13 protein-coding genes are annotated in these 14,163 nt (G+C 67.8%); 8 read left to right on the forward strand and 5 right to left on the reverse strand.

Annotation, left to right across the window (positions count from 1 at the left end; translation table 11 throughout):
• Positions 1–34 precede the first annotated feature (34 nt).
• From AC5P8R_RS00950 to hemC, 4 genes are all read left to right on the forward strand, one after another.
• The gene (locus AC5P8R_RS00950; RefSeq protein WP_014648513.1) at positions 35–694 is read left to right on the forward strand and encodes an alpha/beta hydrolase; all 660 of its coding nucleotides are present in this window, start codon (positions 35–37) and stop codon (positions 692–694) included.
• Positions 695–697: 3 nt separating this feature from the next.
• Entirely contained in the window at positions 698–1,741 is a 1,044-nt protein-coding gene (locus AC5P8R_RS00955) for a sensor histidine kinase (protein WP_014648512.1), read from the forward strand.
• 10 nt (positions 1,742–1,751) lie between these two features.
• Positions 1,752–2,483 (forward strand): LytR/AlgR family response regulator transcription factor, encoded by a 732-nt coding sequence (locus AC5P8R_RS00960; protein ID WP_014648511.1) that lies wholly within the window; start codon positions 1,752–1,754, stop codon positions 2,481–2,483.
• A 578-nt stretch (positions 2,484–3,061) separates the two neighbouring features.
• Positions 3,062–3,973, forward strand: coding sequence for a hydroxymethylbilane synthase (hemC, locus tag AC5P8R_RS00965; RefSeq protein WP_014648510.1), 912 nt, complete (start codon positions 3,062–3,064; stop codon positions 3,971–3,973).
• 117 nt (positions 3,974–4,090) lie between these two features.
• Here the strand turns inward: hemC and AC5P8R_RS00970 are convergent, their stop codons facing one another.
• Together AC5P8R_RS00970 and AC5P8R_RS00975 are read right to left on the reverse strand one after the other, a co-directional pair.
• On the reverse strand, positions 4,091–4,867 hold the full coding sequence (locus AC5P8R_RS00970) for a DUF481 domain-containing protein (protein ID WP_032961276.1): 777 nt from the start codon (positions 4,865–4,867) through the stop codon (positions 4,091–4,093).
• Positions 4,868–4,973: 106 nt separating this feature from the next.
• On the reverse strand, positions 4,974–5,576 hold the full coding sequence (locus AC5P8R_RS00975) for a LolA-like protein (protein WP_134966655.1): 603 nt from the start codon (positions 5,574–5,576) through the stop codon (positions 4,974–4,976).
• A gap of 81 nt (positions 5,577–5,657) precedes the next feature.
• Here AC5P8R_RS00975 and AC5P8R_RS00980 point away from each other — a divergent pair, with 81 nt between their 5' ends.
• Together AC5P8R_RS00980 and AC5P8R_RS00985 are read left to right on the forward strand one after the other, a co-directional pair.
• Complete coding sequence (locus tag AC5P8R_RS00980; RefSeq protein WP_014648507.1) at positions 5,658–6,629, forward strand: helix-turn-helix transcriptional regulator; 972 nt, start codon at positions 5,658–5,660, stop codon at positions 6,627–6,629.
• A 25-nt stretch (positions 6,630–6,654) separates the two neighbouring features.
• Entirely contained in the window at positions 6,655–7,449 is a 795-nt protein-coding gene (locus tag AC5P8R_RS00985; RefSeq protein WP_014648506.1) for a MetQ/NlpA family ABC transporter substrate-binding protein, read from the forward strand.
• Positions 7,450–7,585: 136 nt separating this feature from the next.
• Here AC5P8R_RS00985 and glpK read toward each other — a convergent pair whose 3' ends face one another.
• From glpK to AC5P8R_RS01000, 3 genes are all read right to left on the reverse strand, one after another.
• Complete coding sequence (gene glpK, locus AC5P8R_RS00990) at positions 7,586–9,085, reverse strand: glycerol kinase GlpK (RefSeq protein WP_495222922.1); 1,500 nt, start codon at positions 9,083–9,085, stop codon at positions 7,586–7,588.
• A 107-nt stretch (positions 9,086–9,192) separates the two neighbouring features.
• Positions 9,193–10,698 (reverse strand): glycerol-3-phosphate dehydrogenase, encoded by a 1,506-nt coding sequence (gene glpD / locus AC5P8R_RS00995; protein WP_495222923.1) that lies wholly within the window; start codon positions 10,696–10,698, stop codon positions 9,193–9,195.
• A gap of 246 nt (positions 10,699–10,944) precedes the next feature.
• Positions 10,945–11,580, reverse strand: coding sequence for an OmpW/AlkL family protein (locus tag AC5P8R_RS01000; RefSeq protein ID WP_014648503.1), 636 nt, complete (start codon positions 11,578–11,580; stop codon positions 10,945–10,947).
• Between the two features lie 186 nt (positions 11,581–11,766).
• On the opposite strand from AC5P8R_RS01000, the gene AC5P8R_RS01005 reads away from it, so the two are divergent.
• Positions 11,767–12,282 (forward strand): DNA-deoxyinosine glycosylase, encoded by a 516-nt coding sequence (locus AC5P8R_RS01005; protein ID WP_014648502.1) that lies wholly within the window; start codon positions 11,767–11,769, stop codon positions 12,280–12,282.
• Positions 12,283–12,449: 167 nt separating this feature from the next.
• Positions 12,450–14,162, forward strand: a complete 1,713-nt coding sequence (gene aceF, locus AC5P8R_RS01010) for a dihydrolipoyllysine-residue acetyltransferase (protein ID WP_495222924.1) — start codon at positions 12,450–12,452, stop codon at positions 14,160–14,162.
• The last annotated feature ends 1 nt before the right edge of the window (position 14,163 follow it).

The raw sequence follows: 14,163 nt of genomic DNA on the forward strand, positions 1-14,163 counted from the left end.
GCATAATGCGGCTCGAACTTGAAGGAGCCGCATCATGCTGCAAACGGTGGAACAGGAAACCGGCGCCTCGCCGCAGTGGTCGGTGATCTGGCTGCACGGCCTCGGCGCCGATGGCCATGATTTCGCGCCGATCGTGCCGGAGCTGGTGCGGCCGCACTGGCCGGCGCTGCGCTTCGTGTTCCCGCACGCACCGGTGCGGCCGATCACGATCAACAACGGCGTGCCCATGCGCGGCTGGTACGACATCGTCGGCATGGACTTCCGGTCGCGTGCCGACATGGCCGGCGTGCAGGAATCGGTGGTGCAGCTGGACGCGCTGATCGCGCGCGAGATCGAGCGTGGCGTCGCGGCGGAGAAGATCTTCCTGGCCGGCTTCTCGCAGGGTGGTGCGATCATCCTGACTGCTGCACTGTCGCGTACCGCGCCGCTGGCCGGCCTGATCGCCCTGTCCACCTATCTGCCCGAAGCCGACAGTGCCACGCGCGTTGAAGGCGCGGTGCAGGTGCCGGTGTTCATGGCCCATGGCAGTGGCGACCCGGTGATTCCGCAGGCCGTGGCGGCCCACAGCGCACAGGCGCTGCGTACGCTGGGCCTGGACGTGGCGTGGCACAGCTACCCGATGGCCCACCAGGTCTGTGCCGAGGAAATCCAGGCACTGGGTGACTGGCTGCAGGAACGGCTGGGCGCGGCCTGAGCCATGCCCCTGGCCAGCCCATCGCCGTGGATGCCGGAACTGTGCCGCCTGCCGCGGCTGGCGGCGATGCTGGGCCTGGCCGAGCTGGTGGTGGTGGTGCTGGCGCTTGCGCCGGATGGCAGCCGCCACTGGACCGTTGGCGAGCTGCTGTCGGCCAGCGGCTTCGCGCTGTGGCTGGCGCTGGCCGTGACCGCCAGCCTGTGCCTGCTGCGGCAGGCGCTGTCCAGGCTGCCGCAGGTGATGGGGGCGGTCGCTGCCATCGCACTGGCGGCCCTGATCGCGGTGGTCTGCGCCGGCATCGTGCACGCGCTGTACGCGGTGCTGGGTGACAGTTTCGCCAACGGCATCAGCTTCTGGCGCTTCACCCTCGGCAGCGCCGCCACCACCGCGCTGATCAGCGCGCTGGCGCTGCGCTACTTCTATGTCAGCGACCGCTGGGCGGCCCAGGTGCAGGCCAATGCGCGCGCGCAGGCCGATGCGCTGCAGGCGCGCATCCGCCCGCATTTCCTGTTCAACAGCATGAACCTGATCGCCAGCCTGCTGCATCGGGACCCGGCGGTGGCCGAGCGTGCCGTGCTCGACCTGTCCGATCTGTTCCGTGCTGCGCTCGGTGCAGGCGAGGGCGATTCCACCCTGCGCGACGAATGCGAACTGGCCGAGCGCTACCTGTCGATCGAATCGCTGCGCCTGGGCGAACGCCTGCAGGTGCGCTGGCAGCGTGACGAGCCGCTGCCGTGGGACCTGCCATTGCCAAGGCTGGTACTGCAGCCGCTGGTGGAAAACGCCGTGCTGCATGGCATTTCGCGCCTGCCCGAGGGCGGCACCATCGAGCTGCAGCTGCTGCGCGAGGGCAACGATCTGCAGATCCGCGTGCGCAATCCCGCGCCTGATCCGCAGGCGCCCGGGCTGGCCCTGGCGCGGGGGGCTGGCCATGCCCAGCACAGCATCGGCCATCGGCTGGCCTGGCGCTTTGGCAGTGCCGCGCGGATGACGGCTGGCTGGAGCGAGGGCTACTATGCCTGCCAGGTGACAGTGCCGATCCAGTGAGGGGACGATCGTGAGGGTAGTCATCGCCGATGACGAACCACTGGCGCGTGAGCGCCTGCGCAGCCTGTTGGCCGCACAGGACGGCGTGGACGTGGTGGCCGAGGCCGGCAACGGCGAGCAGGCCCTGCACGCGTGCGCGGAGCTGCAGCCGGACCTGGTCCTGCTGGACATCGCAATGCCTGGGCTGGACGGCCTGGAAGCAGCCCGCCACCTGGCCAGCTTCGAACCGCGGCCGGCGGTGGTGTTCTGCACTGCCTACGATGCGCATGCGCTGTCGGCCTTCGAAGCGGCAGCCATCGATTACCTGATGAAGCCGGTGCGCGCCGAACGCCTGGCAGCGGCGATTGCACGGGCACGCACGTTCCTGGCCGGTCGCGATGGCCAGCCGCAGGCGCACAGCGGGCAGCAGGCACGCAGCGTACTGTGCGCACGCCTGCGCGGCAGCCTGCGGCTGATTCCGCTGGACGACATCCACTACCTGCAGGCCGAAGAGAAGTACGTGGTGGTGCACCACGCGCGCGGCGAGGACCTGATCGAGGAATCGCTGAAGTCGCTGGAAGAAGAGTTCGCCAGCCGCTTCATCCGCATCCATCGCAACTGCCTGGTGGCGCGGCACGAGCTGGTGGAGCTGCGCCGCGGCTCCGGCGGGCAGGTGCAGGCGGTGCTGCGGCATGGCAGGCAGCCGCTGGAAGTCAGCCGCCGCTGTGTGGCGACGCTGAAGCAGGAACTGCGGCATCTGTGAGTGGTCCCGCGCGGCCTGCGGCCGCGACTGCTTACAGATCAACATCAACATCAAGATCAACAGCAGGTTGGCCGGCTCGTTGTTCTTACGTGCTGGGTCGGGCCGGGGTGGGGTGGCGGGACACGCTGCAAGTACATCCATGTAAGCTCGATGGCGCCATCCATGGCGCCAACGGTCCCGCCACCCCACCCCGGCCCAACCCTCTCGTTTTTCCCGCGTCGGACGGCAAAGGCATTGTTGTTATCGGGTGGGGGAAGAGGGGTCAGATCCCTTTTCCTGCGGAAAAGGGATCTGACCCCGGAAGCCTTCGGCAGTTGCTTTTGCTTCTGCTCTTTTTTCTTTTCTTTTGATCTTCCGTGGCTGACGCACACGGAAACTGTCAGAGGCCGGGCGGGGTGGGTTCGCGGGGGTGTCCGCGGCATGGATGCCGCGGCCAAGCCCCCAGGGACGGGTTTACGGCGTCCCCCGCGAACCCACCCCGCCCGGCCAAGCGCGGCTGTTGCTTTCACGACCCCGCCGCCAGCCACGAGGGGCTCCGCCGTTGGCCGTATCCGCGCCGAAGGCGCGATAATGACCGGATGGAAACCGTCCGCATCGCCACCCGCAAGAGCCCGCTCGCCCTCTGGCAAAGCGAACACGTCGCCAACCGCCTGCGCCAGGCCCATCCCGGGCTGCATGTGGAACTGGTGCCGATGAGCACCCGCGGTGACGAGGTGCTCGACCGCTCGCTGGCCGCCATCGGTGGCAAGGGCCTGTTCCTGAAGGAGCTGGAGCTGGCCATGCTGCGCGGTGAGGCCGACTGCGCCGTGCACTCGCTGAAGGATGTGCCGATGGAACTGGACGAACCCTTCGCGCTGCCGGCGATGCTGACCCGCCACGATCCAGCCGATGGTTTCGTTTCCAACCTGTACGCCTCGCTGGACGCGCTGCCGATCGGTGCGCGGGTCGGCACCTCATCGCTGCGCCGCCAGGCCCAGCTGCGCGCGCTGCGCCCGGATCTGGAATTGCTGGACCTGCGCGGCAACGTCAACACCCGCCTGGCCAAGCTCGACAATGGTGGCTACGACGCCATCGTGCTGGCCGTGGCCGGCCTGGAGCGCCTGGGCCTGGGCGGGCGCATCGTCGCGCGCCTGCAACCGCCGCAGTGGCTGCCGGCACCGGCGCAGGGCGCGGTGGCGGTGGAGTGCGACGGTGGAAATACGCGCCTGATGGCGCTGTTCGCCACGCTTGATGACGCCGCTACGCGCGCCTGCGTGGAAGCCGAGCGGGCGATGAACCGCGCGCTGCATGGCAGCTGCCACGTGCCGGTGGCGGCCATCGCGCAGTGGCAGGGTGACGACCTGCACCTGCAGGGCCTGGTCGGCAGTGCCAGCGATGGTCGTGCGGTGCGCGCCGAGGCGGTGGGCCCGGCCCGGGATCCGGAGGCGCTGGGCCAGCGCGTGGCGAAGATGCTGCTGGAAGCCGGTGCCGGCGAACTGCTGAACGTCTGAGCTACCGCCGGTAGTGCCGGGCGCTGGCCGGCAACCGCGTGCCACCACTTGAACGCAGTTGCCGGCCAGCGGCCGGCACTACCGGAAGAAGAACGGGCGCCCTGGCGCCCGTTCTGCTTATTTGAACTTGTAGACCACGTTCATCGTGGTCAGCGTATCGGTCTTGCGCTTGTCCTCGGCCACGTCACTGTTGTAGCGCGCCTGCCAGCCGGCCTTCAGTGCCAGGTGCTCGTTCATGCTCACCGAGACACCGAAGTCGTTCTGGCCGAAGGTGTTGTACGAACCGGATTCGACCAGCAGCGTGTTGACCAGGTCGGTGTTGTCAGTCAGCGAATACTTCATGTCGAACAGGCCACGGCCGATCAGGCCGGTGCGGGTGCGGTCGTCCTCGGTGCTGTGGGTGCGGCGCACACCGGGGCCGATCTGCGCGTCGAACGAGAAGCGCTCGGTGTTCCACAGGCGGGTGCCGTAACCCAGACCGAACGAGCTCTGGCGGTCGTAGGTGGCGAAGTCGTCGCGTTCCGTACGCACCGTCGCGGTCAGCTGGCGGTGTTCGCCCAGCTGCAGCGCGCTGCCGGCACTGCCGGTGTAGCGGTTGGCGGTGGTGTTGTTGCGGCGGGTGGTGGTGCCGTCGTCGTTGGTTTCGGTCACCTTGGAGCTGGAGCGGAGGCCGAACAGGTCCATGCTGTGCACCCAGTCACCGTCGGTGTAGCGCAGGCGCAGGCGGCCGTTGAAGCTCTCGGTGCTGCTGTTGCCGCGTGCCGAGGCAAACCCGAGCTCGCCACCACTGCCGCTCCACGGCGAGGACATCGCCGCCAGCTCGGAGGCATCCTGCGCGTATGCGAGCGGCGCACACAGCAGCAGGGGGATCAGCAGGGACACGCGCAGGGACATCGAGGCTTCTCCGGAACGGTTGACAGCCGGTGATGATACTGGAAGCGTGATGGCGGTCCGAATCGATCCAATGCGCGCTTCAGCGAACGTTGGCGCGGTCGCCTATTCAGGGCAGATCGACGCGCACCTCAGGGTCGTTGAAGCGCGAATAGCGCAGGCGCAGCTGGAAGCTGCGGCCATTGCTGCTGCCGCTGCGTACGATCTGGCGTGGCAGGCCCTGGGCATCCACCCAGTACTCCAGGCGTTCGCCGGGCTGGGCACCGCGCAGCCGGTAGTGCCGGGTCTGCACCCCGTCCAGCGACTGGCTGCCGAGATCTTCGGCCTTCAGATCGGCGGGCAGGGCATCGGCGGGCAGCGGGTTGCGCCATTGCTCGAGCAGGCCGGGCGGGGTCGGCACCTGGCGGATCGCGCCGTCGGCCTGCAGGAACATGGTGTCGCCGATGATGGTCTGCGGCCCCGCCGGCGTCTCCACCCGGAAACGATCAGGCGCGACGAAGTCCATGGCGCTGCGCACCGGCTGTGGTGCGCCCAGCACCTCCAGTTCGGCGTGGAAGCTGCGCAGGGCCGCGAAACGCTGGCTGGCGCCCAGCACCGCCTGCGTCGGATCGGCGACGGGTACCGGGGGCTCGGCGCCGGCCGGCGCCGGCGCGCGATCACAGGCGGCCAGCAGCAGGCAGGCCAGCAGGGACAGGGCAGGCAACCGGCGCATCGGGCATTCCATGGGGGTGGGGGCGACCACGATAGCCCAAACGTCCCACACAAGACCCGCGACTCGGACATAATCGGGGGTATGGACCGATACGAACGCATCACCGCCCTGCATCGTCTGCTCAAGTCCGCGCGCTATCCGGTGACGGTGGCGACCCTGCAGGACAAGCTCGGTTGTTCCCGCGCCACCGTCTACCGCGACCTGGCCTTCCTGCGCGATGCGCTGATGGCACCGATCGAGGGCGACGGCGAGGCGGGCTTCCGCTACCAGGCTGACGAGAGCGACCGTTTCGAGCTGCCCGGCCTGTGGCTCAGCTCGGAGGAGCTGCATGCCCTGCTGGCCTCGCAGCACCTGCTGGCGCGGACCGGCGGTGGTGTGCTGTCGTCGGTGCTGGCACCGCTGCAGCAACGCATCGAGAGCCTGCTGGCGGCCCAGGCCGGCGTGTCCAGCTGGCCGGTCGACCGCGTGCGGGTGATTCCGCACCGTGGCCGCAAGTTTGACGAAGGCAGCTTCCGCAGCGTCGCATCGGCCGTGCTGGAGCGCCGCCAGCTGGCGTTCGAGTACCGTGCCCGTTCCACCGACGAGCCGACCAAGCGCACCGTCTCGCCGCAGCGCCTGACCCACTATCGCGACAACTGGTACCTGGATGCCTGGGACCATGACCGCGACGCCCTGCGCAGTTTCGCGGTCGACCGCATCCACAAGGCGCGGGTGGTCGACAGCACCGCGCGCGATGTCGCCGACAGCGAGCTGGACGAGCAGCTCGGCGCCAGCTACGGCATCTTCTCTGGCGCGCCGAAGGGCTGGGCGACCATCCTGTTCAGCGCCAAGGCCGCGCGCTGGGTGGCCGACGAGCACTGGCATTCCAAGCAGCAGGGCCGCTTCCTGGCCGACGGCCGCTATGAGCTGAAGGTGCCGTACAGCGTCTCGCGCGAGCTGCTGATGGATGTGCTGCATTACGGCTCGGATGCCGAGATCGTCGAGCCCATGATGCTGCGCGAGCAGGCCAAGGCGTTGCTTGAGCTGGCCCTGAGCAACTACGAAAACTCCTGACACTCCCCCGAGAATTCAATCCCCCATGAAAAAGACCCTGTTGCTGCCCCTGCTCGCCGCTGCGCTGGCCCTGACCGCCTGCGGCAAGTCCGGCGAGCCCTCGCAGAAGCTGGTGGTGGCCGCCACGGCCGTGCCGCATGCCGAGATCCTCGAGGTGGTCAAGCCGATCCTCAAGCAGGAAGGCGTGGACCTGGACGTGCGGGTGTTCAATGACTACGTGCAGCCCAACGACCAGCTGGTGCAGAAGCAGGTGGATGCGAACTACTTCCAGACCGAGCCCTACCTGGATGCCTACAACCGCGACCGCAAGACCGACCTGGTGAAGGTGATCGGCGTGCACATCGAGCCGTTCGGTGCGTACTCGCGCAAGGTCAAGTCGCTGGCCGAGCTGCGCGAAGGCGCCGACGTGGTGATCCCGAACGACCCGAGCAACAACAGCCGCGCGCTGATCCTGCTGCACAAGGCCGGCGTGATCGAGCTGAAGGACCCGACCAACGCACTGGCGACCCAGCGCGACATCATCGCCAATCCGAAGAACCTGAAGTTCCGCGAGCTCGACTCGGCGATGCTGCCGCGCGTGCTGGACCAGGTCGACCTGGCCCTGATCAATACCAACTACGCGCTGGACGCAGGCCTCAACCCGACCCAGGATGCGCTGGCGATCGAGAGCAAGGACTCGCCGTACGTGAATTTCCTGGTCGCGCGCCCGGACAACAAGGACGACGCCCGCGTGCAGAAGCTGGCCAAGGCCCTGACCAGCCCGCAGGTGAAGGCGTTCATCGAGACCAAGTACAAGGGCGCGGTGCTGCCGGCGTTCTGACGCCAGCGCCCATTCGCCTGTAGAGCCGAGCCTATGCTCGGCTCTGCTTTTTGCGGTATCCCGCCAGCAGCAGCCGAGCATGGCTCGGCTCTACAGTGTCACTCCACGTGCCGCAGCAGGGCAGGGCATTGCCATTTCAATCGACGTGGAAGGCGAGGGTGGCGGCCACCGCCTGCTGCCATCCCGCATACAGTTTCTCGCGCCGGGCCACCTCCATCCGTGGCTCGAAGCGCCGGTCCAGGCCCCATTGCGCGGCGATCTGTTCGCGGCTGTTCCAGAACCCCACTGCCAGGCCGGCCAGATAGGCCGCACCCAGCGCGGTGGTCTCGGTCAGTCGCGGCCGCAGCAGCGGCACACCGAGAATGTCGGCCTGGAAACCGGCCAGGAAGTCGTTGCCGATCGCACCGCCATCAGCGCGCAGCTCGGTCAGCGCGATACCCGCATCGGACTGCATCGCATCGAGTACATCGCGGGTCTGGTAGGCCATCGCTTCCAGCGCGGCGCGCACGAAGTGCGCCTTGCGGGTGCCACGGGTCAGGCCGAACATCGCACCGCGCACATCACTGCGCCAATAGGGCGCGCCGAGGCCGACGAACGCCGGCACCAGGTAGGCGCCGCCACTGTCGGGCACCTGCGCAGCCAGCGCCTGGCTGTCGCTGGCGCGTTCGATCATGCGTAGTCCATCGCGCAGCCACTGCACCACCGAGCCGGCGATAAAGATCGAACCCTCCAGCGCGTACTCCACGCGGCCGTCCAGGCCCCAGGCAATGGTGGTCAGCAGGCCGTTGCGCGACCGCACCGCCTGCGCGCCGGTGTGCATCAACATGAAGCAACCGGTGCCATAGGTGTTCTTGACCATGCCCGGCTGGAAACAAGCCTGGCCGAACAGCGCCGCCTGCTGGTCACCGGCGATGCCGGCGATGGGGATCGGATGGTCGAAGAAGAACTGCGGCCGGGTGTGTGCGTACACCGCGCTGGAGTCGCGCACCTGCGGCAGCATCGCGCGCGGAATGTCGAGCAGGGCCAGCAGGTCGTCATCCCAGTCCAGCGTGTGGATGTTGAACAGCAGCGTGCGCGCCGCATTGCTGTAGTCAGTCACATGTGCCTGGCCACCGCTGAGGTTCCACACCAGCCAGCTGTCGATGGTGCCGAACAGCAGCTCACCACGTTCGGCGCGCTGCTGCGCACCATCCACGTGGTCGAGGATCCAGCGCACCTTGGTCGCGGAGAAATAGGCGTCGATCAGCAGCCCGGTCCGCTCGCGGATCAGTGCTTCATGCCCGTCGGACTTCAGCCGCTCGCAGATGGCGTGGCTCTGCCGCGATTGCCAGACGATGGCGTTGTGGATCGGCTGGCCGGTGGCACGGTCCCAGACCACGGTGGTTTCGCGCTGGTTGGTGATGCCCAGCGCGGCGATATGGCGTGGGTCGATCTGCCCGCGGCTGAGCAGTTCGGTCAATGTGGCATAGACGCTGGTAAGGATCTCGCGCGGGTCATGCTCGACCCAGCCGGGCTGCGGGAAGATATGCGCGAACTCGCGCTGCGCGCTGCCGACGATGTCGCCGGCGCGGTCGAACAGGATCGCGCGCGAACTGGTGGTGCCCTGGTCGATGGCCAGCACGTAGCGGGGCGTCATGCAGCGTCTCCAATGGCGATGGGGAAATCCTAATGCATCGATCGCGTCGCGCGCGGCTGCCCTGGTAGAGCTGCCAACCTGGGTTGGCACACGTGGCAACACGGGGGTCAGAGCCCTTTCCGTGGAAAAGGGATCCGCCCCTCCATCCACGCCTGCAGCCGTGCCACCTGCGCAGCATCCAGGCGCAACCCCAGCTTGCTCCGGCGCCACAGGATATCGTCGGTGTCACACGCCCACTCGCGTTCGCGCAGGAAGTCCACTTCGCGTGCATGCAGGCCACCGCCGAAGTCCTCGCCCAGATCGTGCAGGCCGTGTACACCCTGCAGCAGTTCCGCGCTGCGACTGCCATAGGCCCCGGCCCAGCGTCGCGCGATACCTTCGGGCAACCACGGTGCCAGCGCCAGCAGGCGCGAGCACGCCTGTGCGGCGTCGCCCCAGTCGCTGCCCGGCAGCGGGTCTCCGCGCGCCGTCCAGGCCGGTCCCATCTGTGGCAGGGCAGGGCGCAGCAGGTCCAGTGCCTCCTCGGCCAGCACCCGGTAGGTGGTCAGCTTGCCGCCCAGTACATGCAGCGCCGGCGCCGGGTCCACCTGCACCTGAAGGCGGTAGTCGCGGCTCAGCTGCGCTGCGCGCGGATCCGGGTCGGCCAGCAATGGACGGACACCGGCGAACGCCCAGACCACCTCGTCCGGGGCGATGGGGTCACGCAGGTAGCGATTGGCCGCTTCGCACAGGTAGGTCACCTCGGAAGGCAGCACGCTGCAGCGCGCCGGGTCACCGCGATAGTCGGTATCGGTGGTGCCCACCAGCAGGTGGTCGTGGGCGAAAGGCAGCAGGAACACCACCCGTCCGTCGGGCTGCTGCAGCAGGCAGGCGCTGTCATCGGGCCAGGGCCTGCGCAGCACGATGTGGCTGCCCTGCACCAGGCGCAGCGCAGGGCCGCCGCTGCGCGTCTGCATCCGTTCCAGCAGGCCCCCGGCCCACGGGCCCGCCGCATTGACCACGGCGCGGGCATTCACGGGGTGCCGCTGGCCATCGGCGGATTCCAGAACGGCCCGCCACCGGCCCTGCACGGGGTGCAGGTCGATGCAGCGGCTGCGCACCTGCACCTGTGCGCCCCGCTGCGCGGCATCCAGGGCGTTGAGCAGTACCAGCCGCGCGTCATCGACCTGCGCATCGGCGTAGCTGAAGGCCTGCCGCAGCGCCGGGGAGAGCCACTGGCCGAGCGGATCGTGTTGCAGTTCCAGTGCGCGTGACGCGGGGAAGGCGGGGCTGCGCCGGCCCAGATGGTCGTACAGCCACAGCCCCGCGCGCAGCATCCAGCGCGGGCGCAGGTGCGGTTCCCACGGCAGGACGAAGCGCAGCGGATGGACCAGATGGGGCGCCTGCCGGCGCACCACCTCGCGTTCGCCCAGCGCCTTGCGCACCAGCCCGAACTCGCCCTGCTCCAGGTAGCGCAGGCCGCCGTGGATCAGCTTGCTGCTGGCGCTGGAGGTGTGCGCGGCCAGGTCATGCTGTTCGCACAGCAGCACGCGCAGGCCGCGACCGCTGGCGTCACGGGCGATGCCGGCGCCATTGATGCCGCCACCGATCACCAGCAGGTCGACGTCGTCCATCGTGTCTCCGCGTCCTGTGTCTGTAGAGCCGAGCCGCGCCACCCTTGACCGTGGGCGCCATTGAACGTAACGCATCGCAATGCGCGCGGAGCCCGCCGCTCGACTCGGGATAGGGGGCTTGGCTCGACTCTACAAAAAAGCAGCCGAGCATGGGCTCGGCTCTACACGCGGAACGCGGGTGACGGAAACGACGACGGGCCCCGAAGGGCCCGTCGCGTTGCATCAGTGAAGCAGGTGCTGCCTGGATCAGAAGCGGGCGCCGATGCCGAAGCCGACGGTCCACGGATCCATCTTGGCTTCGCCGATCTTCTCGCCGCCGACCTTGATGTCCGGGCGGGCGCGCATGTAGCGGGCGTCAGCGCGGGCGAACCAGGTGGAGTTGATGTTCATGTCGACGCCGACGGTGCCGATCACGCCCTTGGCATCCTTGAAGCGGATGTCGGTGTCAGCGCCGTTGCCCAGCTTCTCGTTGCTGAAGCTCGACTGGTAGTAGCCCACGCCCACGAACGGGCGGAACACGTTGTCAGCCTGGCCGAAGTGGTACTGGCCGCTCAGCGCGACCGGCTGCTGCTCGACCGAACCCAGGCGGGCGTTGTTCGGGCCCTTGAACTTGTTGTCGAACTTGTCGGCAGCGCCCCACAGCTCAACGGCCCAGTTGTCGTTGATGTAGTAGCTGAAGCTGACGGTCGGCGCCGGGCCACCGTCGGTCTTCTTCACGCCGGTGATCGGGTCGTTCTTCGGCTCCAGCAGCGAGATGCCGCCAACAACGGCAAAATGCTTGCCCGAAGCGGTATCGGTGGTGCTGCTGTCCTGGGCGAAAGCGGCCGGCGCGAAGGCGGCGGAGGTCAGCAGGGCGAGACTCAGGATACGGATGGAGCGCATGGGGGTATCTCCTAATGTTTCTTGTTTTGGGCCCCCGGTTGCGGGGCGAGCACACCGTAGTCGCCCCAACATGAATCGAATCCGACGCACGTTAAAAAATAGTTTTCCTTGTTCAGCGACGGGTGCGGAATGCCTTTATTCATGGCGTTTTCTGCTCTGGCCGACATTCATGCAGTTGGAGAAGATGTGAGCGCAGCAACGTTGTGCATTGGCCTGCCAGCGCAGGTGAACGTGGGATGCCGGGTGCTGCTGCTGGGCTCGATGCCAGGCGTGGCATCCCTGCAGGAGCAGCGCTACTACGCGCATCCTCGCAACCGCTTCTGGCCGCTGATGGCCGATATCTGCGGTTTCGACGCGGATCTGCCCTATGCGCAACGGCTGCAGGCGTTGAACGCCGCAGGCATCGGCCTGTGGGATGTGATCGGGCGCTGCGAGCGGCGCGGCAGCCTGGATGCGGACATCGTGCATGGCACGGAAGTGGCCAATGCACTGCCGGAACTGATCGCCACGTTGCCTGAGCTGACGCTGATCGGCTGCAATGGCGGCGCGTCATTGCAGGCATTCCAGCGCTGGGTGTTGCCGCGGCTGGAGGCCCCGCCGAAGGTGGTCGCGCTGCCGTCGACCAGCCCTGCCAATGCGGCGTGGTCGTTGCCGCGCCTGCGCCAGGCCTGGCAGCCGGTGGCCGACGCGCGGGCGACATGAAGCGGACATCGCCTGGACAATACGCTACCGACTGGTCGCGCACCCGACCCATGGGCAACAGCCTGTCCCGGCTGCGTGCGTACTGAAAACACCTGTAACGGTTGGCGCTGGACCCCGCTGGCCGCACAATAGACGTTTCCCTACACCAGATTGCCGGAGTTATCCCCATGGCCGAAATCAAGGAAGCACTTGTCCCCGATATCGGTGACTACAGCGATATCCCGGTAATCGAGGTGCTTGTCGCCGTCGGCGACACGGTCAAGAAGGACCAGGGCCTGGTGACGCTGGAAAGCGACAAGGCGACCATGGAAGTGCCGTCCTCGGTGGCGGGCGTGGTCAAGGAGCTCAAGGTCAAAGTGGGCGACAGCCTGTCCGAAGGCAAGGTCGTGGCCCTGATCGAAGTGGCCGAAGGCGAAGCCGAAGCCGCCAAGCCGGCCGCACCGGCACCGGCACCGGCCAAGGCCGCTGCCCCGGCTGCCGCCACCCAGAGCGCGCCGGCCGCAGCTGCGCCGGCCGCTCCGGCTGCCAGCGGTGGTGCGGTTGAAGCCCTGGTGCCGGACATCGGCGACTACGCCGGCATTCCGGTCATCGAAGTGCTGGTCGCCGTGGGCGATACGGTCAAGAAGGACCAGGGCCTGGTCACGCTGGAAAGCGATAAGGCCACCATGGAAGTGCCGTCGTCTGTGGCCGGTGTGGTCAAGGAGATCAAGGTCAAGGTGGGCGACAATCTGTCGCAAGGCGACGTGGTTGCCATCATCGAAGCCGAGGGCGCTGCCGCGCCGGCGCCGACCAAGGCCGCTGCTGCTGCCGCTCCGGCTGCCGCAGAGACCGCCACCAAGGTCGAGCCGGTCGCTGTGCCGGCGCAGCCGGACAAGCTGGCGGCCCGCGAGATCGCCTCGGCCGGTACCCCGTCCAGCCCGCCGGTGCAGTTCAATGCCGATGGCGTGCTGCCGGCCAAGGTGCCGTACGCCACCCCGGCGGTGCGCGTGTTCGCCCGCGAGCTGGGCGTGGACCTGCTGCAGATCAACGGCACCGAGAAGGGTGGCCGCATCACCAAGGGTGACGTACAGAAGTTCGTCAAGGCCGCGCTCAGCGGTGGCGTGCCGGCCGCTGCCGGTGGCGCCGTCGCCGCTGGTGGTGGCCTGAACCTGCTGCCGTGGCCGAAGGTCGACTTCAGCAAGTTCGGCGAGACCCAAGTCCAGCCGCTGTCGCGCATCAAGAAGATCTCCGGTGCGAACCTGGCCCGCAACTGGGCCATGATCCCGCACGTCACCCAGTTCGAGCAGGCCGACATCACCGACCTGGAAGGCCTGCGCGTGGCGTTGAACAAGGAGAACGAGAAGGCCGGCATCAAGCTGACCATGCTCGCCTTCCTGATCAAGGCCAGCGCCGCAGCGCTGAAGAAGTTCCCGGAATTCAACGCCTCGCTCGATGCCAGCGGTGAAAACCTGACCCTGAAGAAGTACTTCCACATCGGTTTCGCCGCCGACACGCCGAACGGCCTGGTCGTGCCGGTCATCCGCGACGTGGACAAGAAGGGCGTGGTGCAGATCGCGCAGGAAACCGGCGAACTGGCCAAGAAGGCACGCGACGGCAAGCTGGGCCCGGCGGACATGAGCGGCGGCTGCTTCTCGATCAGCTCGTTGGGCGGCATCGGCGGCACCGCGTTCACCCCGATCGTCAACGCACCGGAAGTGGCCATCCTCGGCGTCTCCAAGTCGTCCATCCAGCCGGTCTGGAACGGCAAGGAATTCGCACCGAAGCTGATGCTGCCGCTGTCGCTGAGCTACGACCACCGCGTCATCGACGGCGCACTGGCCGCACGCTTCACCACGTACCTGTCGCAGGTACTGGCCGACATGCGCCGCGTGCTGCTGTAAG

The sequence above is a fragment of the Stenotrophomonas sp. YJH_SMC_73 genome, assembly GCF_059370155.1.